The following is a 23,506-nucleotide window of genomic DNA, read 5'->3' on the forward strand; positions in this document are numbered from 1 at the left end:
GGCAGTTCCTTAGATTCGGGCCGACGCAGCGTCGGGGTCAGTGGGATTGGGGTCGGTGAGAATGGCGCCGGTGAGAGAAACGCCGGGGTCCCCTGCGAGCGTCGCGTCGATCCGGGCTCCCTGGGCTATCAGTTTCCTAGCCGGCCGGAAATCGGTCAGGCCCGCGATGGTGTCGACGGCGGCCAGGCTGCCGTCCCGGAGATAAACCACCGAGAACCTGCCGCCTGCAGGATTGCCGCGCACAATCACGTCATCTTCCGGATGGCGCACTCCGACGGTCTGTAGCCGGACACCGTGCTGAACAGTCCAGAACCAAGGGATTTCCGGATCTGCGGCCCGCTGGCCAGTGATGTGGGCGGCAACCTGGTCCGCCTGGGCCTGCGCATTCTGGATGCATTCCAGGCGCTGGCTGGCGCCGTCGATCGGGCTGGTGAACCGGGTGACATCACCGGTCGCGTAAATCGCAGGGTCAGAAGTCCGGCCGTCCCCGTCCACCAGGATGCCGTCCCGGCACTCGAGTCCGGCTTCGGCGGCCAGCTCCTGGTTGGGCAGCACGCCGATACCTGCCAGGACGACGTCGGCAGGGAAGACGGTGCCGTCGGCGGTGACTACGCGCTCGGCCCGCCCGTCTCCTTCAATCGCCGTGACTGCGGCGCCAAAGACGAACCGGACACCGTGCTGCTCGTGGAGCTGTTCGAAATGCCGCGATACCGGGGCTGAGGTCACACGGCTCATCACGCGGTCCTGGAACTCCAGCACCGTGACCTCGCAGGCCTTCTCGGCCGCCGCGGCGGCCACTTCAAGTCCGATATACCCGGCGCCGATGATGGCGATGCGGGCTCCCCGAACCAGCCGCCGCTTGAGCTCGAGGGCGTCGTCCCGCGTTCTCAGCGACTGCACTCCGGCAAGCCTTGCGCCGGGCACCGTGAGGGGCCTTGCCTGCGAACCCGTGGCGATGACGAGCCGGTGGTAGGCGTGCCGGCTGCCGTCGGAGAGCAGGACTGTACGCCGTTTGCGATCGATGGAGTCGGCAGTCATTCCTACCAGCCGGTCGATGCGCTTGTCCTGGTAGAACTTCTCCTTGCGCAGGACGGCGGACTCATCAGTCTCTTCGACCTTCAGGAGTTCCTTGGACAGCGGGGGACGTTCGTAGGGCACTTCCTTCTCGGCATCGACCAGGACAATGCCGCCGTCCCAGCCGCGGGTGCGCAGTGCCGCAGCCGCTGCGACGCCGGAATGGCCGGCGCCGACGATGATGATCGGCGCCTGGACTGGTTCGTCGGTTTGCTGATCTTCAGGAATCTGCTGCTCAGGCATCGGCCTGCTCCAGCATCACGTGTAGGTGCTCCGGCCCCGAGTTCGTCAGGTTGTTTCCGCGCACATATTTGATCGGCCTGTCCGGATCCAGGGTGAGCGACGCCAGCTTTTCGGCGAGAAGCTTCACCGTGACCAGGACCTCAAGTTTGGCAAGGGGAGCCCCCAGGCAGCTGTGGACGCCATGGCCGAACCCGAGATGGCCGTCGGTATTCCGGTCGATGTCGAACCGCTCGCCGTCGGGGTACTTGTTGCTGTCCCGGTTCGCAGCGGCGGGCAGCAGGCGGACGATGGCGCCAGCCGGAATTTTCACGCCGGCCACTTCCACTTCCTCAGTTGTGATCCGGCTCGCCCGCTGCACCGTGCCGCGGTGGCGGGCCAACTCCTCGACAAAAAGGTTCGCGTCGTCCGGATTCCGGCGGATCCTGTCCAGCAACTCAGGCTGTTCGCTGAAAACGCGAAAGGCGTTGGCCAGCAGGATGGTGGTGGTGTCGTGGCCTGCAACGAAGACAAAGGCGCAGAGTTCCTTGGCTTCCTTTTCGCTGAGCAGGCCCTCCTTCCACATCCGGGCGATGTGTCCTCCGACTGAATCGCTCTCCTCGCGGTACAGGCGCTCCATGGTGTCCTTCAGGTACGCGAAGAACTCGAAGGTGCTCTGTTCGTCGGTGCCTGTGCCCTGGGCGTTGCGCGCGAGCCGGCCGAAGTAGCTGAAGGTTTCGTCCGACCAGAACTTCATCTTCTCGAAGTCCTCGGCCGGCACGTCGAGCAGGGCGCTGATCGTGGACATGCTGAGCGGGATCGCGTAGTCGTCCACAGCATCACCACCGCCGGCGGCCAGCATCGGGGCCAAGTACTTTTCGGCGTTTTCTCGGACCCGATCCTCGAACCGGGCGATCGCCTTGGGTATAAAGGCCTGCGCCACGACCTGGCGCAGTCTTGTGTGGTTGGGGGCGTCGAACAGCGTCAGGAAGGTCAGCGGGACAGGGTCCACAACCTGCGAGGAGAAGACCTTCGGCGCCCGCATGGCCCGGCGAACGTCGTCGTACCGGGAGATGAACCAGACGTCCGAGACCGGTGAATGGGCGCGGAGTACCGGGGCGTTGTCACGCATCCACTGGTAGTGGCGGTAGGGATCCCCCTGCGTCCCGTCGTCGACCACCTTGAAGGGCGCTATGCCCTCCGGCCAGTCCAGTTCGTGCGAATACGGCTGCAGCCCGGTGTTTCCTGCTGCGCTTCCGCCGGTGCTGTCGTCCGAGGAGACCTGGGGTGTTGCTGTCAGTGGGGCAGACATCATCGTCCTTCTTTCCGTTTGGCTTCGACGTGAGCTACGTCTCAACCCACCATGCCGGGTTCGCCGTGCCCCACCCACAGGTCTTCCGTTCATCGGTTGCGGAAGTCGGCCGGTTCTTCAGCCTGGCGGCCTTGCAGCCGGGCGCGGCTTCCAGTGTGAGCGGATTTCAGCGCACGGGAAATTCCGTGCGCAGCGGTCAGCAGGGCGGGGACGGTCAGCGGGATGGCTGCTTCCTGCCGAGGAACGATGACGTTGAGCGCCGCAGCGATGGTGTGGTCAGGGCCAAAAACGGGCACGGCGATGCCCGTCCACTCCGTGACGCCAATGCCGGGCAGGGCGACATAGCCGCGCTGCCTGATCTCGGCCAGGTGCTTCCGGATGAGGGCGGGGTCGGTAAGGGTCTCGGGGGTCACGGCGGCTAGCGGCTTCGCGAGCACCTCAGCCTGGACGGCGGACGGCGAGAAAGCCAGCAGCACAAGGCCGGACGAGGCTGCATGGATGGGCATTCTTTGCGCAATATGGGCGGCGTTCAGGCTGGAGTGCGGCGAGGAGAGGCGCTCCACGTACAGCACCGACCCGTGGTCCAGCACGGCCAGGGTGGTGTGCTGGTGGACGGCAGCCTGGACATCCTCCATGAAGGGCAATGCCAACTCGCGCAGGTTCAGGGCACGCGAGCCGCGGGCAGCGAGCTCCCACATCCGCATCCCGGGGCGCAGGTTCCCGTCCGGCTGCCGTTCCATCAGGCCGTGGAGAACAAGGTCGTCCACGAGCCGGTGCGCGGTGGTCAGAGGCAGACCGGCGCGGCGGGCCAGGCCGGAGAGCGTCATGGCCGGCAGGTTCCGGTCGAAGGCACTCATGAGCCGCACTACCCGGCTGATCACCGATTCTCCCGATGAAGAATTGGCCATGGCGGTTCTCCGACCGGGCGCCTAGGGGGCGACCACGTTCGCGGGCCGCGACGGGGTCCGCTCCGCGGCGAGCCTGGCGATGTCCCGGCCCGCACGGTAGCCGAACACCAATGCCGGCCCGATGTGGGATCCATAGCCCGGGTAACCGCCTCCGAATACGCTCACGGCGGCCGCGCCAACAGCCAGTAGTCCAGGAACCACTGATCCCTCCGCCGTGACTACCTCGGAGTGTTCATTGACGCCGAGGCCAGCGAAGGTGCCCAGATCGCCCATCTGGATCTTCGCAGCGTAGTACGGGCCCTTGCCCACGGGCGCGAGGTTAGGGTTCGGCTTGTGCTCGAGGTCGCCACGGAAGTGGTTGTACTGGGTGGAGCCGCGGCCGAAGGCCGGGTCCTCGCCACGCTCGGCGGCCGGGTTGAATTCGGCGACGGTGGCTTCCAGGCCTGCGGCATCGATGCCGAGCTTTCCGGCCAGCTCGGCAAGGGTATTGCCCTTGACCAGGTATCCGCTCTTGTAGAAATAGCCGCGGGGCATCGGCCAGGGCTTGGCGTAGCCGATGCCGTACTTGTGCATCGTTTTGGCGTCGCCTATTACATACCCGAAGGTTTTATCCTCGCCCTGGTTGTGCGCGATCATGGCTCCCCCGAAGTCGTGGTAGCTGAGGGCCTCGTTGCCGAAGCGCTTGCCGTGGCGGTCGACGGCGATCAGACCGGGCAGGCCGATGGCCCGCAAGTGCGGAAAGAGCCTCGGCCGCCCACTGAGGTACTTGAACACGGTCACCGGCGCCCAGGAGCCGACGCTGAACACTGAATCGTCAATGTGCCCGCCGGCACTGATCGCCATTGTGGCTGCATCGCCGCCGTGCCCGACGGTGGGCGTGAAGTGGTCGTCGCCGTCGGCGTCGTGTGGGAAGTACTGCTGCCGGAGTTCCTTGTTTCCGGAGAATCCGCCTGCGGCGAGAATGACGCCGGCGCGCGCCGTTACGGTGGCAGCGTGCTCACCGCCGATCACGGCGCCGGTCACGGTTCCGGCGTCATCGCGGGTCAGTGAAACGGCCGGTGAGGACTTCCACAGCCTGATCCCCAGGTCATCGGCACTTTTGACCATGCGGGTCATCAGCGCGTTGCCGTTGGAGCGGAGGACCGGACGCTTGTAGCGGGCGGCGTCGGCCCACGTACGCAGCAGCTTCTTCGCGACGTAGATGAAGGACCTGACCGACTGGTTGACGTGGAAGAACTCATTGATGTCGGGGCCGACCTGCGGCATGTAGCCGAAGACTGTGTAGGAACTCATGTATGGCTGCATTAGGAGCCGCTTGTCACCCAGCACCCGTGCATCCACGTCCTGGGGCAGAATGGCTCGGCCGGACAGCTTCGCCCCGGGCAGGTCCATCTGGTAGTCCGGGGATTTTTCCGGGTAGGTGAACTTCACCTCGGTTTCGTCTTCGAAGAAGGAGATCGCCTCGGGCACTGTGTCCAGGAACTTCCTTACTCCTGCTTCGTTGAACGTCTCCGGGGCGAGGTTCTTCAGGTAGGTCTCAGCTTCCTCCCGGGTATCGCCCTGCGCCAAGCCCTGCTTGTTCCCGGGGACCCAGGCCCATCCCGCTGAAATGGCCGTGGTTCCGCCAAAGTACTGTTCCTTTTCAGTAACAATCACGCTCAATCCCTGCGATGCGGCCTTCAATGCTGCGGCCATCCCTGCCACGCCCGATCCAATGACGAGGACGTCACAGACCACACTGTTTGCGGTTTCTGTCATGGTTCCTGCTCCGTTCTGCCTGCGGGCCACTCCTTCGCGGCGGCAGGCGTTGACTAACAAACCCCCAGTAGATCGGGGAGCACGGCCGCCTGCGAGGAGGATTACCATTGAGCGGGAATCCTGAGGAGGAACCGTGGCCAATTCCCCATCCGGCGAGTCGATTATCGGCCGTTTCGTGAAGATCGTGAGCGCCTTCGACGACAGGCACCCCGCCATGAGCGTTGCCGAACTCGGGCGCCGCAGCGGCCTGCCGGTGACCACCACCTACCGCCTGGTGAACGATCTGCTGCAGGAACGGCTTCTCGAACGCGAAGCCGGTGGAGATATCCACATCGGCACCCGGATGTGGGAGCTCGTTTCCCGCGCGTCCAAGATGCTGGGGCTGCGGGAAGCTGCCCTGCCGTTCATGGAGGACGTCCAGGCCGTGGTGCAGCACTCCACCACCTTGGGCATCCTTGATTCCGACGAGGTCCTGTACATCGAGCGGCTGGGCTCGGACAAAACCATCGTCGACATCACCAAGATCGCCGGCAGGCTGCCCATCCATGCAACGTCCTCGGGTCTAGTCCTGCTGGCCCACTCCCCCGCCGACTATCAGGAGACCATCCTGGCCAGGTCCCTGCCGAAGTTCACCGAAACCACCCTGACTGATCCCGCTGTACTCCGCCGCCACCTGGCCGAGATCAGGCAGCGCGGCTTTGCTGCCATGCCGGGCGTGATCGTTCCCGAGTCCAGCGGCATCGCCGTCCCCGTTTTCGGTCCTGACAACACTGTCCGCGCGGCACTGAGTGTGGTGGTCCCCCGGAACGAGGAGAACGCTGCCGCCCGCGTACCCGTCCTGATGGCCGCCGCACGGGGCATATCCAGGTCCTTGGGCTGGCGGGGCGAGCTTAAAGGGACGCTCCGCCAGAGTCACGGAAAGTAGGTTTTTCCGTTCATCGGTAATCATGTGGTTCCGCTCACAGCTCCCCTGCCACGCTCGTTAGAACGCAGCGAAGAGGCTGCAGGAGTACGAGGAGCACCACATGAATCCCACACAGAACCGCGTGGCCGGAAAGACCGCCATCGTCACCGGAGGCCGGGGCGATCTGGGCAGCGCCACCGCCACCCTCCTGGCTGACCACGGCGCGGTCGTCGCCAGCCTGGACGTTGCCGGCATCACGGCTGCCGGGGCGCACCCGAACATCAGCGAGTACGACGTCGACGTCACCAGTGAGGCCAGCGTCGCTGACGCCATCCGCCGGGTCCGTGACGAACTGGGCACACCAGACATCCTGGTCAACGCCGCCGGAATCATAGGCCCCGCCGGCGCATCCCACACCGCATCCGTGGCGGATTTTGACATGGTCTTCAACGTCAACGTCAAGGGCGTCTGGCTGATGACCAAGCACGTGGTCCCCGGCATGATCGAAAAGGGCACCGGCAGCATCGTCAACTTCTCGTCCATCCACGGCATCACCGGGGGCAGGAATGTGCCGCTTTACCACGCCACCAAAGGCGCCGTCCGGCTCCTGAGCAAGTCGGACGCGGCGGCCTACGGGAGGTACGGCGTCCGGGTGAACTCCATCCATCCGGGATCGATGAACACCAGGATGAGCCGCCGCTCGGCCGAGCAGTCCGAGATCGGCGCCGAGGCCTATTACAAGCAGTTGGTCGGCTCCAACCCGCTGCCCCGTCAAGGTCAGCCGGACGAGATCGCCTATGGCGTGCTGTACCTGGCATCCGACGAATCGCGATTCACCACAGGGTCCGAGCTCGTGATCGACGGCGGTTACACCGCCGTGTGAGCTGCCCCCCGGTCCCCAGCCCCGCACCGCGGGAGCTGTGCAGACATTCTTCCTCCTGAAAGGGAACACCATCCCATGAAATTCATCAACGGAACCGCGTCGGACAGCTACGACGTCGTCGTCGTGGGCTCCGGCGCGGGCGCGCTCACCGCCGCCGCCACGGCAGCCCGGGCCGGCAAGTCGGTCATCGTACTGGAGAAAAGCGAACTGCTGGGCGGCACGTCTGCCGTTTCCGGCGGCATGCTCTGGGTGGCAGACAACCATCACGCACGTAAGGCCGGCATTGCCGATTCCAAGGAGGCAGCCGCCGAGTATGTGCGCGCCGTGGCCCGCGGACGCGGCCGGGACGAGCTCCTGGATGCAGCATTGAGCTACGGGGATCAGATGCTCCGCTTCGTGGAAGAAGAATGCGGCGTTCGCTTCATCTTCCTCGACAACTTCCCCGACTACAGGCAGGACCTGCCCGGCGCCGTGCAGGGCGGCCGGACGGTGGAGCCCGAGCTGTTCAACAGCAGGGAAGCCCTGGGAGGTCTCACGGCGCACGTCCGCCGCGACGGCCGCGCGCCGTTCACCATGCAGGAATACGAAAACTGGGGCGCTTTCACCAAGTTCCCGTGGGCCGAACTGGCCGGCCGACAGGACGAGGGTCTCGTGGCCAAGGGCCAGGCCCTCGTCTCCATGCTGCTGGCCAGCCTGGTCCGCGACGGTGCCACGCTTGTCACCGGAGCGCGGGGGCACCGCCTGCTCACCGACGGCGGCGGGGTGACCGGCGTCGAACTGGAATCAGGCGAGGCTTTCCGGGCGAACGACGGCGTCGTGCTGGCTACCGGAGGCTTCGAGTGGGACAAGGCACTGGCCGATTCGATGCTCGCTTCGCGGCTGTACACGATGTGCTCGCCGCCCTCGAACACTGGAGACGGGCTGCGGATGTCCCAGCGCATCGGGGGCCAGACCCGCGGCACCCGCGAAGCGTGGTGGGCGCCGATGTCCATCACGGGCGACATGCGCGACGGGCAGCCTGTGGGCACGCTGCTCCGCTTCGAACGCCAAGGCCCCGGATCGCTGATGGTGAACCGTCATGGCCTCCGCTTCGCCAACGAATCGCAGAACTATAACGACCTGGCCCGCGGCCTGCAGTCCTGGGACTCCGCGGCGAACCGGACGCTCAACACCCCGGCATACGTCATTGTGGACCACGGCTACCTGGAGCGTTACGGCATCCTGGCGCACCGGGCCGGCCAGCCCACCCCGGACTATCTGGTCGAGGCGGCCACCCTTGAGGAACTGGCCGCGAAGATCAATGTTCCGGCTGCCAACCTCGCCGCGACAGTGGCCCGGTTCAACGAGTTTGCCGTCAAGGGCGAAGATCCAGACTTCGGCCGCGGCGAGAGCGCCTACGACAAGTATTGGGGCGACGACGACAACCCGTGGCCCAACCCCGCGCTTGGCCCGCTCCAGTCCGGACCGTTCTACGCCCTGGAAGTGGTCAACGGCGCCTTCGGCACCAACGGCGGCGTGGCCACCGACGGGCTGGCCCGCGTGCTCGACGTTGACAACCGCCCCATCCAGGGCCTGTTCGCCGCCGGCAACACCACTGAAAACGCCTACGCCGCAGGCTATCCCGGCGCCGGCGCAACCCTGGGACCGATCATGACCATGGGCTACCTCGCCGGACGGACCATAGCCGGCCAGTCACCGGAATACCGTGGCGCGGAACAGGCTGCCGCACAGGCTGGGCAACCCGCGGAACTGGCAGGTGTCTGAGATGATCCGCCACACCGTGCTCTTCAAGTTCAAACCGGATTTTCCGCCCGCCGACAAGCAGGCCTGGATTGATGGCCTCGACAACATGACCGGCAAGATCCCCGGCATGCTCAGCCTCAGCCACGGCCGGGACGTCCTCAGCACTGAGCGCTCTTTCGACTATGCCATCGTGGCCGACTTCGAAACGGTCGAGGACATCGCTGTGTACAACACGCATCCGCTCCACGAGCCCCTGAAGGGGTATTCGTTCCCCAACAGCGAGCAGATCCTCTCGGTGGACTTCCACCTCGCGGGCACGTCTGCTACCACCACTGAGACGACGCAGTCTTAAGGAGATTCACATGCAGTCTGCATCTACACCCGAGCCCGCAACGCAGCCGGCTCCCCGGAAAACGCCCGGCAAGGCCGCCCTGGCATCCTTCCTTGGCAGCACGCTGGAGTATTACGACTTCTTCATCTACGGAACCGCCGCCGCCTTGGTGTTCCCCCACCTGTTCTTCCCGTCCGCGGACCCTGCCATTGGACTCGTTGGCGCCTTCGCCACCTTCGGCGTCGCCTACGTGGCCAGGCCAGTGGGCGGCCTGGTCATGGGCCATTTCGGCGACAAATTGGGGCGGAAGAAGATCCTGCTGCTGACCCTGGGCATCATGGGCCTTGCCTCGCTCGGCATCGGCTTCCTCCCCACCTACGAGCAGCTCGGCGTCTGGGCGCCCATCCTTCTGGTGGCCGGCCGGCTGGCCCAGGGATTCTCCGCGGGCGCTGAGTCCGCGGGCGCCTCCACCCTCACGCTCGAGCATTCGCCCGAGGGCAAACGGGGCTTCTTCACCAGCTTCGTGATGACGGGCTATGCCTCCGGCATGGTGCTGGCCACCCTCGTGTTCATCCCGGTCACCGCCCTGCCCCAGGAAGCGATGATGAGCTGGGGCTGGCGCATCCCGTTCTGGCTCTCCATCGTGGTCCTGGCCATCGCCTACTGGGTCCGGACACACCTGGACGAAACACCGGTCTTCGAGGAGGCCCAGGAGAGCCACCAGGTCGCCCCGATGCCCATCAAGGAAGTGCTCCGTTTCCAGGCCCCGGACGTGCTGCGTGTCGCGGGCATGTCCATCATGTCCGTAATGCAGACCATTTTCACGGTCTTTGGGCTGGCATATGCCACCTCCACCGCAGGCTTCGACCGCGCCTCCATCCTGACCGTGAACGCCGTCGCCATCGGCCTGTCCATGTTCGCCATGCCGCTGGCGGCGAAGCTTTCGGACCGGATCGGCCGCCGGCCCCTGCTGCTCACCGCCGCGTTCGGGTGCTCAGCCACGATCTTCCTGTACTTCCTGGCGCTGTCCACCGGAAACATCGTCCTGGTCTTCCTGGCGGCTTTCCTGAACATGACTGTGCTCTACTCGGGCTTCAACGGCATCTGGCCGGCATTCTTCGCCGAGCAGTTCGCGGCTCCCGTCCGCTACACCGGCATGGCCATGGGCAATCAGCTGGGGCTGGTCCTCGCGGGCTTCGGGCCGATGATCGCCGGCATGCTCCTGGCTCCGGGAATCACGGGCTGGGTTCCGGTGGCCGTCTTCGGCACTGTCTGCATGCTGGTTGCTGCAGGGTCCGCGTTCTTCTCCCGGGAGACGCACAGGACGCTGATTCAGGACCTTGGTGCACCGTACCTGGCGGGCACGGCACGGCGTCGGGAAGCGCTCGACGAGCAGAAACGGACCCAGCAACCGGCCGTCCGGCTTCCCTAAGGGCCCCGATCCAGAGATCCATGACGAGAAAGGAATGCCCATGGCGCGACACATCGGCCGGCGGACCAGGTACACCAGCCACTGGCCAGTTCAGATATCGGGAATGCCCGCCGGCCTGCAGCCCAGGCCCCAGCCCAGGGAGGCGGCAGTGGAGACGTCCTGGCCCCCGGCTCAACCGGCCGACAGCGGCGAACTGACGGCGCTGCCATGGATCGGCCTGCACTACACAAGTGAGGGGTCTCAGCTTGCCGGCGGACAAACGCTCCCCGGAAACTGCTCTTCCGTTGATCGGAGTACTCCTGGGAAGACGGGTTTGTCATCAGGTTCCCTGGAATACGACGCAGGCGCGATATTCAAAGGAGAATCATGCCACTAGTAGTTCGCGGTACCCCACGTACCCCCCTCGACGTTGTTGACGGTCTTGCAGAGCTGGGCGTTGCCACAGTCCATGAGTCCCAGGGCCGGACCGGCCTGCTGGATATCCGTCTTCGTCCCATCTTCCCGGCCAGAATTGCCGGCAACGCGCTCACGTGTGAGGTTGCTCCTGGTGACAACTGGTCAATACACGTTGCTGTCGAGCAGGCCCGCCCCGGTGACATTCTGGTCGTGACTCCCACAAGTCCTTGCGACGACGGATACTTGGGCGACCTGCTCGCCGAAAGCCTCCTTGCGCACGGTGTACGAGGCCTCGTGATTGACGCGGGTGTCCGCGATGTAGACACCCTGACCGAAATGAGCTTCCCGGTCTGGTCCAAGGTCATCGGGGCGCAGGGAACTGTGAAGGAGACTGTCGGCAACGTCCAGGTCCCCATCGTGATCGCCAACCAGCTCGTCCGTCCAGGCGACGTGATAGTGGCGGACATTGATGGTGTCTGCGTTGTTCAACGAGAGGACGCGGCCACCACCCTCGCCAAGGGCCGTGAGCGTGAAGCGAACGAGACCGCCAAGCGCGCACGTCTGAAATCGGGGGAACTGGGTCTGGATATTTACAACATGCGCGACAAACTCACCGCCAAGGGGCTCGTCTACCAGGACTACCAGAAGTGACCAGTATGCAAGTGGCTATTCCCTGCGCCGTGATGCGCGGCGGCACCTCCAAAGGGCTCTACTTTCTGGCAGAGGATCTGCCCACTGAGCGCCGCGCACGCGACACCTTCCTGCTGGCGGCAATGGGCTCGCCGGACGCTCGTGAAATCGACGGCATGGGTGGCGGGCACCCGCTCACCTCCAAGGTAGCCGTCGTGAGCCGGTCGACCCGCTCCGGGATAGACGTGGATTACCTGTTTCTGCAGGTTTGGCCGGACCGCGCCGAGGTCAGCGACCAGCAAAACTGCGGCAACATCCTGGCCGGCGTGGCTCCGTTCGCCCTGGAAAAGGGGCTTCTCCCTGCCTCCGACGGCGTCACACCCGTGGCCATTCACATGACGAACACCGACTCCAAGGCAACGGCCTTCGTGGAGACACCAAAAGGAGTGGTGAACTACGCCGGTTCCGCTCGCATCGACGGTGTCCCCGGAACCCACGCGCCCATCACCATCAACTTTGACGATGTCGCCGGCTCAAGCTGCGGTTCCCTGCTGCCCACAGGCAATGTGACCGACCTGGTTAACGGTGTCGAGCTGACCTGCATCGACAACGGCATGCCCGTTGTCTGCCTCAAAGCCTCAGATTTTGGCATCACGGGCTACGAGACGCCAGCCCAACTCGAAGCTAATTCTGAACTGAGGACCCGGGTGGAAGAGATCCGCCTCCAGGTGGGACCCATGATGAACCTCGGCGACGTCACCAGCGAGACGGTTCCCAAAATGAGCCTGCTGGCACCGGCCAAGGGAGGCGGGTTCATCAGCACCCGCACCTTCATTCCTCACCGGGTGCACGAATCCATCGGAGTTCTCGGCGCCGTCTCGGTGGCCACCGCTTGCACGCTTGAGGGCAGCGTCGCCGCCCAGATTGGGGCCGCGGGCGTTATGCGTCCCACCGGCGCCGGCGTGGAAGTGGAGGTCGAGCACCCGACTGGCTTCTTCACGGTGCAGATGGAAATGGACAACTCTTCAGGCCAGCCCGTCGTCACCAAATCCGCCCTGCTTCGCACCGCCCGAATGCTGATGTCGGGCTACATTTTCGTTCCTCAATCATCCTGGGAGATCGCATGATCATCGATTGCCACGGCCATTACACCACCGCTCCGCAACTCCACAACCAGTGGCGGATAGATCAGCTGACAGCCTTCAAAGCTGGGCAGCCAAGCCCCGCCTACCCTGCCATCTCCGACCAGACAATCATCGACTCCGTAGCGTCGAACCAGCTGCGCCTCATAAACGACCGTGGCATCGACCTCACCATCTTCTCCCCACGGGCATCCGCTATGGGCCACCACGAAGGTGACCAACGAATCAGCCTTGAATGGACTACCGCGTGCAACAACCTGATCAAACGAGTTGTCGACCTCTTCCCTCAGACCTTCGTGGGTGCCTGCCAGCTGCCCCAATCTCCGGGCTCAGACCTTACAGAGTCAATCAACGAACTCGAACGTTGCGTCAATGACCTGGGTTTCATAGGTTGCAACCTCAATCCAGACCCCAGCGGCGGGAGGTGGGACTCGCTGCCCCTGACGGACAAGTACTGGTACCCCCTATACGAAAAGATGGTGGAGCTCGACGTTCCCGCCATGATTCACGTCTCGGCGTCGTGCAACCCCAACTTCCATGCCACCGGCGCGCACTACATGAACGCCGATACCACCGCTTTCATGCAGCTGCTTCAGGGGGACCTGTTCGGAGACTTCCCGACACTACGGTTCATCATCCCGCACGGCGGCGGCGCTGTTCCCTACCACTGGGGCCGGTACCGCGGCCTCGCGGACATGCTCAACCAGCCTGGCCTCGATACGCACCTGATGAACAACGTCTTCTTTGACACCTGCGTCTACCACCAGCCGGGCATCGACCTCCTCCTTGACGTCATCGATAACAAAAACATCCTGTTCGGTTCGGAAATGATCGGGGCCGTGCGCGGAATCGATCCCCACACCGGCCGGTACTTCGACGATACGAAGCGCTACATCGACGCCGCTGACATCTCTGACCAGGAGCGCGAACAAATCTTCGCCACCAACGCCCAGGCAGTCTTTCGCCACCTTAAACAAAGGCTGGAGGCCCTGGTCTGGTGAACACACCCTCATTCGTGAAAGATGCTGACTGGCTTGACTGGAAGCCAAACCCGAGTAAGCCGAAGTTCCGGGTTCCGGCCGGGGCCGTCGACGCGCACTGCCACGTGTTTGGCCCCGGCAGCATTTTCCCCTTCGCCCCCGAACGCAAATACACCCCGTGTGACGCCAGCCGGGAGCAGCTGTTCGCGCTGCGGGATTTCCTCGGCTTTGAAAAGAACGTCGTGGTGCAGGCCACCTGCCACGGCTCCGACAATTCGGCTCTTCTGGATGTCCTGGAGCGCTCGAACGACAAAGCCCGCGGCGTGGTCACCGTCAAGCCCGGCATAACGCCCGGGGAACTGGCCGGGATGCATGAGCTGGGTGTTCGCGGAGTTCGGTTCAACTACGTCAAGCGCCTGGTCGATCCAAAGCCGGACGAGTACTACCGCGAGATCATTGAGAAGATCCGCCCCCTGGGCTGGCACGTCGTGCTCTACTTCGAGCCCGCAGACCTGCAGGAAAAGTGGGAATTCTTCACCTCGCTGAATATCCCTATTGTCATCGACCACATGGGACGCCCCGATGTCACCAAACCTGTACACGGCGCCGAGTTCGGGGAGTTCCTGCGCTTTATGCACGAGAACCCCAGCGTGTACTCGAAGGTCAGTTGCCCCGACCGCATCACGGTCAGCGGCGCACCCGAATACGGCGACGTTGTGCCCTTCGCAAGGACCGTCGTGGAGGAGTTCCCCGACCGTGTTCTGTGGGGAACTGACTGGCCCCACCCCAACATGAAACACGGGATGCCCGACGACGGCATCCTCGTCGACTACGTCCCTTCGATAGCAACGACCCCGGCCCTGCAGGAGAAATTGCTCGTAACCAACCCCAACAACATCTATTGGAGCTGACGATGAAGCCCGATTTTGAACAGTTCAAGGACCTTCCCGGCACAACCATCTTCACCATCGAAAAAGCGCGTGAAGGATTCCACTTCAACCAGTTCTGCATGAGCCTTCGTAAAGAGGAAAACCGCAAAAGGTTCCTCGCCGATGAGCGCTCCTACCTGGACGAGTGGGAGATGACGGAATACCAAAAGCGGGCCGTCCTTACCCGCAACTTCCAAAAAATGCTCGACAACGGCGGCAACGTCTACTTCCTGTCCAAAATATTCGCGGCAGAAGGACTGTCGTATGTCCAGGCCGTCAGCACCATGACCGACATGAACGTCGAGCAGTACCAGGCAATGATGAAGAGCGGCGGCCGCAACATCGAAGGCTGGCGCTCCAAGACGGAACGAGGCGAGGCGTAATGGCACGAATTACCGCAGGCGTAGCGACAAGTCACGTGCCCGCAGTGGGCGCAGCAATCGACATGGGCCGGGCGCAGGACGACTACTGGAAGCCCATGTTCGAGGGATACGAGTTCTCCAAGAACTGGATCAAGACAAACAACCCCGATGTGGCCATCGTCGTCTACAACGACCATGCTTCCTACTTCGGCATGGAAATCATGCCCACCTTCGCCGTTGGTGTCGGTGAATCATTCGACATCTGCGACGAAGGCTACGGAGCGCGGCCCATTCCTCCCGTCGAAGGCGCACCGGAGCTGGCAACCCATCTGGCTGCTTCCCTCATCCTCGACGACTTCGACCTCACTGTGCTGAATGTACTCGAGGTGGACCACGGCTTGACAGTGCCCCTGTCGCTCATGTTCGGCACCCCAGACAAATGGCCCACCAAAGTCATCCCCCTTGCCGTCAACGTGGTCATGTACCCACAGCCCTCCGGCGAACGATGTCTCTCCATCGGCAAGGCCATCCGACGCGCCGTCGAGCAGTTCGACGAAGACCTCAACGTACAGGTCTGGGGAACCGGCGGCATGAGCCACCAGATCCAAGGCGCCCGCGCAGGTCTGATTAACCTGCCCTGGGATCAGAAGTTCATGGACGACCTGATCAACGTGCCCGAAGTACTCCAGTACAAACCACACCTTGAGTACATGAGGGAAGCCGGATCCGAAGGCGTTGAACTCATCATGTGGCTCATCATGCGCGGCGCCCTCGGCGACCAAGTCGACGAGGTCTACCGCTTCAACCACGTACCGGCGTCCAACACATCCGTTGGACACCTGATCCTGACACCGAAGGAAGAAGCATGACCATTAATCTCGCTGTCGTAGGCCTGGGCGCCTTCGGCCACAAGCATCTCGACGCCCTCACCCAAATCCCTGATGCCAAAATCCAGTACGTTGCCCACAGCACGCTGGATAAGGCCAAGGAGGTAGCCGATAAGTACGGGGCGGAAGGCGCCTTCACCAGCTACTCGGAACTGTTGGAGCAGGAGGACCTGGACGGCGTCATCCTCGCTACCCCAACCCAAATGCACCACGCCCAGACCCTGGAAGCCCTGCGCGCCGGCAAAAATGTCATGGTGGAAATCCCCATGGCAGACTCACTGGCGGGCGTACAGGAGATCGTGGACGCCCAGAAGGAAACAGGCCTCATCGCGATGGCCGGCCACACCCGGCGTTTCAACCCGTCACACCAATACGTGCACAACAAGATCAGCGCCGGCGAGTTCTCCATCCAACAGATGAATGTGCAGACCTACTTTTTCCGCCGGACCAACACCAACGCCCTCGGCCAGCCCCGCTCCTGGACCGATCACCTGCTGTGGCACCACGCTGCCCACACGGTCGATCTGTTCCAGTACCAGACCGGCGAAAAGATTGTGAAGGCCAACGCCATCCAGGGACCCAAGCATCCCGACCTCGGCATTGCCATGGACATGTCCATCCAGCTTCAGAGCGAAAACGGCAAGATTTGCACGCTCTCACTCTCCTTCAACAACGACGGCCCCATCGGAACCTTCTTCCGGTACATCGGCGACACCAACACCTACATCGCACGGTATGACGACCTGGTCGACGGCAAGGAAAACGCCATAGACGTCTCCAAGGTGGCGGTATCAATTAACGGCATCGAGCTGCAGGACCGTGAATTCGTGGCCGCCATCAAGGAACAGCGTGAGCCCAACTCCAGCGTGGGTGAGGTTCTCGCGTGCTATGTGGTGCTTGACGCGCTGCAGCAGCAACTCGAGTACTAGGTGTACTAACCCGGTTGGTTGGTGTCGCGGCTGACAGGTGAGGCGCCTTTGAGTGGGGTGTGGGGCCTGCGCTGATTGTAGTGGTCGATGAAATCCTGGTAACAGGGTAGGCGTTCGGCCTCGGAGCTGTAGGGCTGGACGTGGGCCCATTCCTCGAGGAGGATGCGGTTGAAGCGCTCGACCTTGCCATTGCTCTGGGGCCTGTAGGGTCTGGTGCGTTTGTGGCTGATTCCGGAACGCCGCGGCGGTCGCTTTGGTTTCATCGGGCAGGATCTCGGAGTAGACGTACCTGGAATGATCGTCGATGGCGTGGTGGATGAAGGAGTAGCCCCAGATCTGGCCTCGCTGAGTGCGAAGGCCTTCGGGCCAGGTTCCTGGCCCGGGAGTTCGCTTCGCCCTTCGCCCGTCCCCGGATCCGGTGACCGCCTCCGTCAGGAATGCGTCCGGGCTTCTTTACATCGACGTGGACCATTTCGCCGGGCCAGCGTATTCATATCGGCGGGCGCGGTCCCGGCCGCGCAGCCGTATTCCCGTCGCCGGATCCGTGAACCGCAGGGGCGGGCACAGATAGCGGGTCAGGATCCTGTGAACCGTGGAGATGTTCAGGTGCAGGTGATAGGCGATCCGGGCCGGTCCCCATCGCCTGTTCACACGCAGTCTGAGCACTCGTCGTTCAGTCCGGACTCCGGCCCGATGCGGACACGTGGCGGGCCGGCTCTCGCGGTCTTCCAGCCCCGCCTCACCGACCCGATACCGTCGCGACCAGGGTGCTGCGGTTGGGACTGAGACGTTGAATCGTTCAGCTGCCCGGCGCAGGTTCCGGGCCTCAATCACGATGCATCGGGCAAGGCACGGGACTGCCCCGGCTCTTGTTGACTCGGGGTCTTAGGCCGCTGGGAGCGCGGTCCGGTGGATTGTTTCATATTCGATGGGCGTGAGCGAAGAACGCGTTAGGGTGGGACACGAGGACCTCTTGGACTGTGTGTTTGCTCTCTCAAGCACCACACAACACCCGGACGGCCTCTTATTGCGTCAAATCAATCCCGTGTCATCAACCTGCCGGGACAGTACAACTTAGACCGCGGAGAACTACGTGCGCTTACTGAACGGAATCTTCTTTCCGTGCAGGATGCGCGCGTAGTTGAATTCAATGGCCGCGATCATGGTGCTCTCGTAGCCGGATTCAGCGAGCATCGCAACTACATCCATCATCTCAATTTGCCGACGCTTGACGTGCTGGGCGGTACCAGACAGGTGCCGCTTGGCCGTCTCGGCTGTATTGGAATCGAACTCGTCGAGAATTTCCTGGTAAGCCCAGTTCTGCAGGCCCATGCTTTCGGCGGCCCAGAGGCAGTCGATGATGACCCCGGCCATGCCCTTGGCCAGCAGACTGCGGATGAGCCGGCGCGCCGTTGCTTCGCCAGGCACCTCGGAAACATACTCCAGGGTCAGCCCGAACGGTTCGAGCAGTTCGATCAGCCTCTTGGCACCGGGCCCGGCAACATCCATCACGGCCCCTTCGGCCGCGCCGGGATCCTGCTGCACAACGGCCACATCCACAAACGAACCATCCGGGAACAGTGTCGCGAGCTCCCTTTTCATTGAAGGCGTGCCGGTGTTCAAATCTGCATAGAGAGCACCTTCTTTGAACAGGGGAGCAACCAGCTCTGCAATCCTTGACGGCGCGGAGGAGGATGCCAGGGAGAGGACCACGTCCGCCCCTGTCACGGCTTCCTCAAGGCTCCCGGCGAGGGGTGTCGTGGACGTCCTTTTCGTAGCGGGGTCAAAACCTACGACGCTCGCCCCGGCCTTAGCGAGTCTGTCGGCAATGCGGGACCCGGCTTCGTTGTGACCAATGAAGGCAACTCTGGGGTGTGCAGTCACGGGGCTAACTCCTTGGCTGATATTTGAGCGTGTTCTCCCGGTCGAAAAACCTCATCTGCAGGGCAGTATGGTGATCACCCACGGGCTGCGTAACGTTATCCAGAGCCAGGATTTGTTCTGGGGTGAGCTTCACGTCGACCGCGAGGAGATCTTCTTCAAGGTGGGCAACACGGATGGTGCCAGGAATCGGCGACCAGTCCTCACCCTTGCTAAGTAACCAGGCCAGCGCGACCTGGGAAAGGGTGGCACCTGCTTCCTCAGCAACAGCTTCCACCTCCTTGAGCACAACGAGGTTCTTTTGCAGCGCACCATCCATGAAGCGTGGGTTGCCCAAGCGCCAGTCGTCCTCATCGAGATGGTCGAGGGACCGGATCTTTCCGCTGAGGAGGCCCCGACCGAGCGGTGAATAGGGCACAAAACCGATCCCGAGCTCCTTCAACAGCTCCAAGGTTCCGTCCTCGCCATCGCGTGTCCACAGCGAGTACTCCGACTGCAGCGCGGTGACCGGATGGACCGCGTTCGCCCGCCGGATGGTGTCCGGGCCGGCCTCGGAAAGGCCGATGTGGCGGATCTTGCCCTCGGTGATAAGTTCGGTGAGCGTTCCAATGACGTCTTCGATCGGCGCCATCTTGTCGACGCGGTGCTGGTAATAAAGGTCGATGTAATCGGTGTCGAGGCGGGTGAGGGAGCCTTCCACCGCGGCCCGGATATTTGAGGCCGAGCTGTCCAAAGGCCCCGGATTCCCCACGTGTGAGATCAGACCGAACTTGGAGGTAACCACGACTTGGTCGCGGCGGCCCTTCAAGGCCTTCCCAAGAAGCACTTCATTCGTGAAGGGCCCGTAAAGCTCCGCGCTGTCAAAATGGGTCACGCCCAGTTCGAAGGCACGATGGATGGTGCGGATCGAGTCCTTCTCGGATTGATTGTGGCCGGTGTATATATGGGACATTCCCATGCAGCCGAGTCCGATTGCGGAAACGGTGAGCTCGCGGAGCTTGATGTATTGCACAGATCACTTCCGGTTCGTGTCGATTCAGATGAAAGCGACTGGCGCTTTACCAGCGGGAACGGTTACGGGCTGGGTCTCGGCGCACCTAGCGCGCGCCGGGCCAGCCGGTGTAGGCCTCGGCGAGGTACGCCATGCCGTGTCTGGAGGAAACGACGGAGTTCAGTTCGCCCAGTTGGCGGGCGCGGGAGAAGTCATCGGCGTCGGCGGGTGTGTGCAGCATGGTGGTCATCCAGTAGGAGAACTGCTGTGCTTTCCACACCCGGTCCAGGGCGCGGTCGCTATAGGTCTCCAGGAGATGGTCGGAGCCGGAGTTGTAGTGGCTGTCCAGCCCTTCGAAGAGGACCTTAACGTCGTTGATCGCCAGGTTCAGGCCCTTGGCGCCCGTGGGCGGGACGGTGTGTGCGGCGTCGCCGGCGAGAAAGAGGTTGCCGTGGCGCATCGGGGTGTGGACGAAGCTGCGGAACGGCAGGACCATTTTTTCGATGACGGGGCCTTCCTTGAGCTCGAAGCCGTTGCCGTTGACCCGGCTGCGGAACGCGGCCCAGATCCGGTCATCGTCCCACTCCGCCACGTTTTCCTTGGGATCGCACTGGAAGTACATGCGCTGGACGGTCTCGGTCCGCTGGCTGATCAGGGCGAACCCGTTCGCAGAATTGGCGTATATAAGCTCGTCGGCGCTGCGCGGGGCTTCGGCCAGGATGCCGAACCACGCGAATGGGTACTCGTGGAAGTACCACTTGCGGTGGGCCTCCGGGATCTGGAAGCGGCAGTGGCTGCGGGAGCCGTCCGCGCCCACCATGAAGTCCGCCCGGATCTCGAACTCTACGCCGTCGGAGTCCGTAAACCAGACTTTCGGATTGCCTTCGAGGTCATGGACGGAGGTGTCCGTGACGCTGTAGCGGACGTCGCCGCCGTCGGCCTTCCTGCGCGCGGCGAGGTCCAGGAACACGTCCGTCTGCGGGTAGAGCCAGACGGACTCCCCCACGAGGTCCTTGAAGTCAATGCGATGGCTCTCCCCGTTGAACCGTAATTCGATTCCGTCGTGCCGGTCGCCGTCGCGCAGCACCCTGTCTGACACTCCGCTGTCCACGAGCATGTTGACGGTCCCGTGCTCCAGGATGCCGGCGCGGACTGTTTCAGAGATTTCCTTGTGGCTGCGGACCTCGATGACGGTGGAATCGATGCCGGCCTTGGCCAGGAGGTGGGAGAGCATGAGCCCGGCAGGGCCGGCGCCCATTATGGCCACCTGGGTGGTGATGATTTTGCGTGTTGCCATGATTGGTTCTCGCTTCGTTGCGGGGCCATGGTCGGCCTGTTGGTGCGTTTGGTACCAGTCTGCAACCGCGGGCCTGATCGGCGGAACGTTGATTCCACTCAACGGAAGGATGCTTTATCGTTAGGGGCACGCAGCCCTCGCGCGATGCCGCGGGCGGCCGTCTGCAGTACAGGAACCAGTGCCTGCAGGCGCATCTCCTGCAGGGGAACAACGACGCCGAGTGCAGCCAGGGCGCGCTGCCTGCCGTCAAGCACCGGAACGGCTATGCCCCAGGTGTCCGGATCCACCACTCCCGCCAGTTGCGCGAACCCCTGAAGGGCAGTTTCGCTGAGGAGGGCGCGCACGGCATCCTGCGTCACTTTCCCTGCCGGGTCCTCGAACTGGTCCAGGTACTCACTTTGTAGTGCCTTGTCCTGATAAGCCATCAGCGCGAGCCCGGCTGAGGAGACATGGACCGGCATCCTGCCGGCCACCCTGGCCCTGTTCGTCACAGAGCCGCGCCGGGAAAGCCGCTCCACAAACAGAGCCTCCCAACCGTCCAGCACTGCAAGGTTAACGTTCTGGTTGAGGACCTGCTGGATGTCCTCCATAAAGGGCATGGCCGCTTGCCGGAGGGCCAACGTGGGCGAGTTGCGGTTCACCAGCTCCCACAAGCGCAACCCCAGCCGCACCGTTCCGCCCGGTCCGGTTTCGAGCAGCCCGTGCGCGGCCAGCTGACGCACAAGCCGGTGGGCCGTTGTAAGCGGCAGGCCGGCCCGGTGCGCAAGGTCTGAGAGCTGAAGACTGCCGGGACCCTCGGGAAACGCCGCAATAAGCCGCGCTACCCGATCCACCACCGAATCCCCGGACTCCGAGTTGGCCATACGATCCCACTTCCGATCAATGGATTTCCGGCTTACTCTAGCGGATTGCTGCTTACGAGATGCTGTCTCGTCCAATTTGCACTGGGCAAGGGGGGGTGGTCCTCGTTCGAAAAGCAAACCTGGGCTTGGTCCCACGCGGCTGGTCAGCTGACTCCTGCACCTGAGGATGGCGCGAAGGTTCCGTTGTCCTCATATGCCCTTACCGCGGCCAGATCACGGCCTGCGATGTAGCCGAAGGTGAGGGCAGGGCCTAGATTGATGCCACCAGCGGGGTAATGTCCGCCCATGATGCTGGAGTGGTCGTTCCCGGCGACGTACAGCCCGGGTATGGGGGCTCCGTTTTCGGACAGCACCCTGGCGCGTCCGTCGGCATCCAGGCCGGCGAAGGTGCCGAAGCTGCCGGGCACCACCCGAACCGCATAGAAGGGCCCCTTCTCGAGAGGACCAAGAGACGGGTTGGGTTTCTGGGCCGCATCGCCGCCGTAGCGGTTGAACGCGGTTCCGCCCCTTCCGAATTCGGGGTCAACTCCACGTCGCGCATTGTCGTTGAAGCGGGCCACTGTTTCCCGGAGTCCTGCCGGATCGATGCCGCAGGCGCGGGCGAGTTCCTCTATCGTATTTCCCTTCTTCAGGTAGCCGGACCGGAGATAGGGAAAGAGTGGAACGGGGCGCGGTTTTGCCATTCCTAGCGGGTATCTGCGGACGAATCTGCTGTCGGCGATTTGCCATGACTCGACGGTTTCACCCTCCGGGGTGGCAGCGAGGAGCTGTTCGACGTAGTCGTAGTATCCGTTTGCTTCATTGACGAAGCGTTTTCCGTCTTTGCGGACTCCGATGCTGCCGGGTTTGGCGCGGTCCATGATGTGCGGAAATACTCCGGTGCGGCCATTGCCGTACGGCACGAGGGAGACAGGGCACCATGCTGCAGGTGACTTGATTCCGGTTTTGAAGCGGGCCCCCACGGATTGGCCGAGGGTGATTCCGTCACCGGTGGTCTCCTCGGGGGCGAGGGTCCAGTGTTCGCGCCCTGTGGGGGTTTTGGGGAAGAGTTCTTTGCGCCGGCGGATGTCATGGGGAAAGCCGCCGGCGGCGAGCACGACGCCGCGGGCGGCACGGATAGTGACCTCGCCTTCTGGCGAATTCGCGACGGCGCCACTCACCCTTCCGCTGCCGTCGGTCAGCAGCGAGGTGACCGGGGAGGAGATGCGGATTTCAACTCCTAGATCGTCGGCCGACTTCATCAGGCGACCAGTCAGTGCTGTTCCGTTAACGAGCTGCATGTTCCGCTTGTGTGTCAGGAGGTCCAGGAGGTGGAGTCCGAAGCGCCATCCGGCGTGGAGGAGGCCTTTGGGGTTTCCGCGGGAGGCAGAGAGGAATTTGGCCAGGTCGGGTCCTGCCATGATTCCCATTCCCAGGAATGATGTTTCATAGAGCTGGTGGCGGGACTTGGCGCGGAGTTCGGGTGAAAGGTTCCGGGCGTTGAAGGGCTTGGGGCCGACGGAGCGGTTGCCGGTTCCGGCGCCGGGCTGGTCGCCGTAGATGTCGTTGATTCTGGTTCCCGGCACGAACTGCAGGGACGTGTTGTTGTGGAAGAAGGCCACCATGTGCGGGGCTGCCTCGAGGAAGGCGTCAACTTTTTCTGCCTGATAGTCGGG

Annotated in this window: 21 protein-coding genes and 1 pseudogene; 12 read left to right on the forward strand and 10 right to left on the reverse strand. The window is 63.2% G+C overall.

Features of this window, described 5'->3' with window-relative positions; all coding sequences use genetic code 11:
* Positions 1-9 precede the first annotated feature (9 nt).
* The 4 genes from AC6CH3_RS07915 to chcC2 all read right to left on the reverse strand — a co-directional run bounded on the left by AC6CH3_RS07915 (position 10) and on the right by chcC2 (position 5,271).
* Positions 10-1,317 (reverse strand): NAD(P)/FAD-dependent oxidoreductase, encoded by a 1,308-nt coding sequence (locus tag AC6CH3_RS07915; RefSeq protein ID WP_498131907.1) that lies wholly within the window; start codon positions 1,315-1,317, stop codon positions 10-12.
* Positions 1,310-2,605 (reverse strand): cytochrome P450, encoded by a 1,296-nt coding sequence (locus AC6CH3_RS07920; RefSeq protein ID WP_498131908.1) that lies wholly within the window; start codon positions 2,603-2,605, stop codon positions 1,310-1,312. Before AC6CH3_RS07920 ends, AC6CH3_RS07915 begins: the two co-directional genes overlap by 8 nt.
* A gap of 89 nt (positions 2,606-2,694) precedes the next feature.
* The gene (locus tag AC6CH3_RS07925; protein ID WP_498131909.1) at positions 2,695-3,513 is read right to left on the reverse strand and encodes an IclR family transcriptional regulator; all 819 of its coding nucleotides are present in this window, start codon (positions 3,511-3,513) and stop codon (positions 2,695-2,697) included.
* A gap of 21 nt (positions 3,514-3,534) precedes the next feature.
* Positions 3,535-5,271, reverse strand: a complete 1,737-nt coding sequence (chcC2, locus tag AC6CH3_RS07930) for a 4-oxocyclohex-2-ene-1-carboxylate 5-dehydrogenase (protein WP_498131910.1) — start codon at positions 5,269-5,271, stop codon at positions 3,535-3,537.
* Positions 5,272-5,404: 133 nt separating this feature from the next.
* Between chcC2 and AC6CH3_RS07935 the strand changes: the two genes are divergently transcribed.
* From AC6CH3_RS07935 to AC6CH3_RS07990, 12 genes are all read left to right on the forward strand, one after another.
* Positions 5,405-6,196, forward strand: coding sequence for an IclR family transcriptional regulator (locus tag AC6CH3_RS07935; RefSeq protein WP_498131911.1), 792 nt, complete (start codon positions 5,405-5,407; stop codon positions 6,194-6,196).
* A gap of 100 nt (positions 6,197-6,296) precedes the next feature.
* Positions 6,297-7,058 (forward strand): SDR family NAD(P)-dependent oxidoreductase, encoded by a 762-nt coding sequence (locus tag AC6CH3_RS07940; RefSeq protein ID WP_498131912.1) that lies wholly within the window; start codon positions 6,297-6,299, stop codon positions 7,056-7,058.
* 75 nt (positions 7,059-7,133) lie between these two features.
* On the forward strand, positions 7,134-8,822 hold the full coding sequence (chcC1, locus tag AC6CH3_RS07945; protein ID WP_498131913.1) for a 4-oxocyclohexanecarboxylate 2-dehydrogenase: 1,689 nt from the start codon (positions 7,134-7,136) through the stop codon (positions 8,820-8,822).
* A 1-nt stretch (position 8,823) separates the two neighbouring features.
* Complete coding sequence (locus AC6CH3_RS07950) at positions 8,824-9,153, forward strand: Dabb family protein (protein ID WP_498131932.1); 330 nt, start codon at positions 8,824-8,826, stop codon at positions 9,151-9,153.
* 10 nt (positions 9,154-9,163) lie between these two features.
* Positions 9,164-10,564 (forward strand): MFS transporter, encoded by a 1,401-nt coding sequence (locus AC6CH3_RS07955; protein WP_498131914.1) that lies wholly within the window; start codon positions 9,164-9,166, stop codon positions 10,562-10,564.
* 366 nt (positions 10,565-10,930) lie between these two features.
* Positions 10,931-11,611 carry a 4-carboxy-4-hydroxy-2-oxoadipate aldolase/oxaloacetate decarboxylase gene (locus AC6CH3_RS07960; RefSeq protein ID WP_498131915.1) on the forward strand — a complete coding sequence of 227 codons (681 nt, stop codon included), beginning with the start codon at positions 10,931-10,933 and terminating at the stop codon, positions 11,609-11,611.
* Between the two features lie 5 nt (positions 11,612-11,616).
* Entirely contained in the window at positions 11,617-12,717 is a 1,101-nt protein-coding gene (locus AC6CH3_RS07965; protein WP_498131933.1) for a 4-oxalomesaconate tautomerase, read from the forward strand.
* Complete coding sequence (locus AC6CH3_RS07970; RefSeq protein WP_498131916.1) at positions 12,714-13,733, forward strand: amidohydrolase family protein; 1,020 nt, start codon at positions 12,714-12,716, stop codon at positions 13,731-13,733. Before AC6CH3_RS07965 ends, AC6CH3_RS07970 begins: the two co-directional genes overlap by 4 nt.
* The gene (locus AC6CH3_RS07975; RefSeq protein WP_498131917.1) at positions 13,730-14,623 is read left to right on the forward strand and encodes an amidohydrolase family protein; all 894 of its coding nucleotides are present in this window, start codon (positions 13,730-13,732) and stop codon (positions 14,621-14,623) included. The genes AC6CH3_RS07970 and AC6CH3_RS07975 overlap by 4 nt, the downstream gene beginning before the upstream one ends.
* Positions 14,624-14,625: 2 nt before the next feature.
* Complete coding sequence (ligA, locus tag AC6CH3_RS07980) at positions 14,626-15,024, forward strand: protocatechuate 4,5-dioxygenase subunit alpha (RefSeq protein ID WP_498131918.1); 399 nt, start codon at positions 14,626-14,628, stop codon at positions 15,022-15,024.
* Positions 15,024-15,872, forward strand: coding sequence for a class III extradiol dioxygenase subunit beta (locus tag AC6CH3_RS07985; protein ID WP_498131919.1), 849 nt, complete (start codon positions 15,024-15,026; stop codon positions 15,870-15,872). Before ligA ends, AC6CH3_RS07985 begins: the two co-directional genes overlap by 1 nt.
* Positions 15,869-16,819, forward strand: a complete 951-nt coding sequence (locus tag AC6CH3_RS07990) for a Gfo/Idh/MocA family oxidoreductase (protein ID WP_498131920.1) — start codon at positions 15,869-15,871, stop codon at positions 16,817-16,819. Before AC6CH3_RS07985 ends, AC6CH3_RS07990 begins: the two co-directional genes overlap by 4 nt.
* 5 nt (positions 16,820-16,824) lie before the next feature.
* Here AC6CH3_RS07990 and AC6CH3_RS07995 read toward each other — a convergent pair.
* The 6 genes and pseudogenes from AC6CH3_RS07995 to AC6CH3_RS08020 all read right to left on the reverse strand — a co-directional run.
* A pseudogene (locus AC6CH3_RS07995) lies at positions 16,825-17,656 on the reverse strand (integrase core domain-containing protein).
* Positions 17,657-17,908: 252 nt separating this feature from the next.
* A complete protein-coding gene (locus AC6CH3_RS08000) occupies positions 17,909-18,703 on the reverse strand; it encodes an NAD(P)-dependent oxidoreductase (RefSeq protein ID WP_498131921.1) in 795 nt (264 codons plus the stop codon).
* Between the two features lie 4 nt (positions 18,704-18,707).
* Positions 18,708-19,712, reverse strand: coding sequence for an aldo/keto reductase (locus AC6CH3_RS08005; protein WP_498131922.1), 1,005 nt, complete (start codon positions 19,710-19,712; stop codon positions 18,708-18,710).
* 85 nt (positions 19,713-19,797) lie between these two features.
* Positions 19,798-20,988 (reverse strand): 4-hydroxybenzoate 3-monooxygenase, encoded by a 1,191-nt coding sequence (locus tag AC6CH3_RS08010; RefSeq protein WP_498131923.1) that lies wholly within the window; start codon positions 20,986-20,988, stop codon positions 19,798-19,800.
* A 98-nt stretch (positions 20,989-21,086) separates the two neighbouring features.
* The gene (locus AC6CH3_RS08015; protein WP_498131924.1) at positions 21,087-21,851 is read right to left on the reverse strand and encodes an IclR family transcriptional regulator; all 765 of its coding nucleotides are present in this window, start codon (positions 21,849-21,851) and stop codon (positions 21,087-21,089) included.
* Between the two features lie 143 nt (positions 21,852-21,994).
* Positions 21,995-23,506 (reverse strand): FAD-dependent oxidoreductase (locus tag AC6CH3_RS08020; protein WP_498131925.1); only part of this gene is annotated, 1,512 nt, incomplete at its 5' end.

Source organism: Arthrobacter sp. GQ119, from assembly GCF_059759125.1.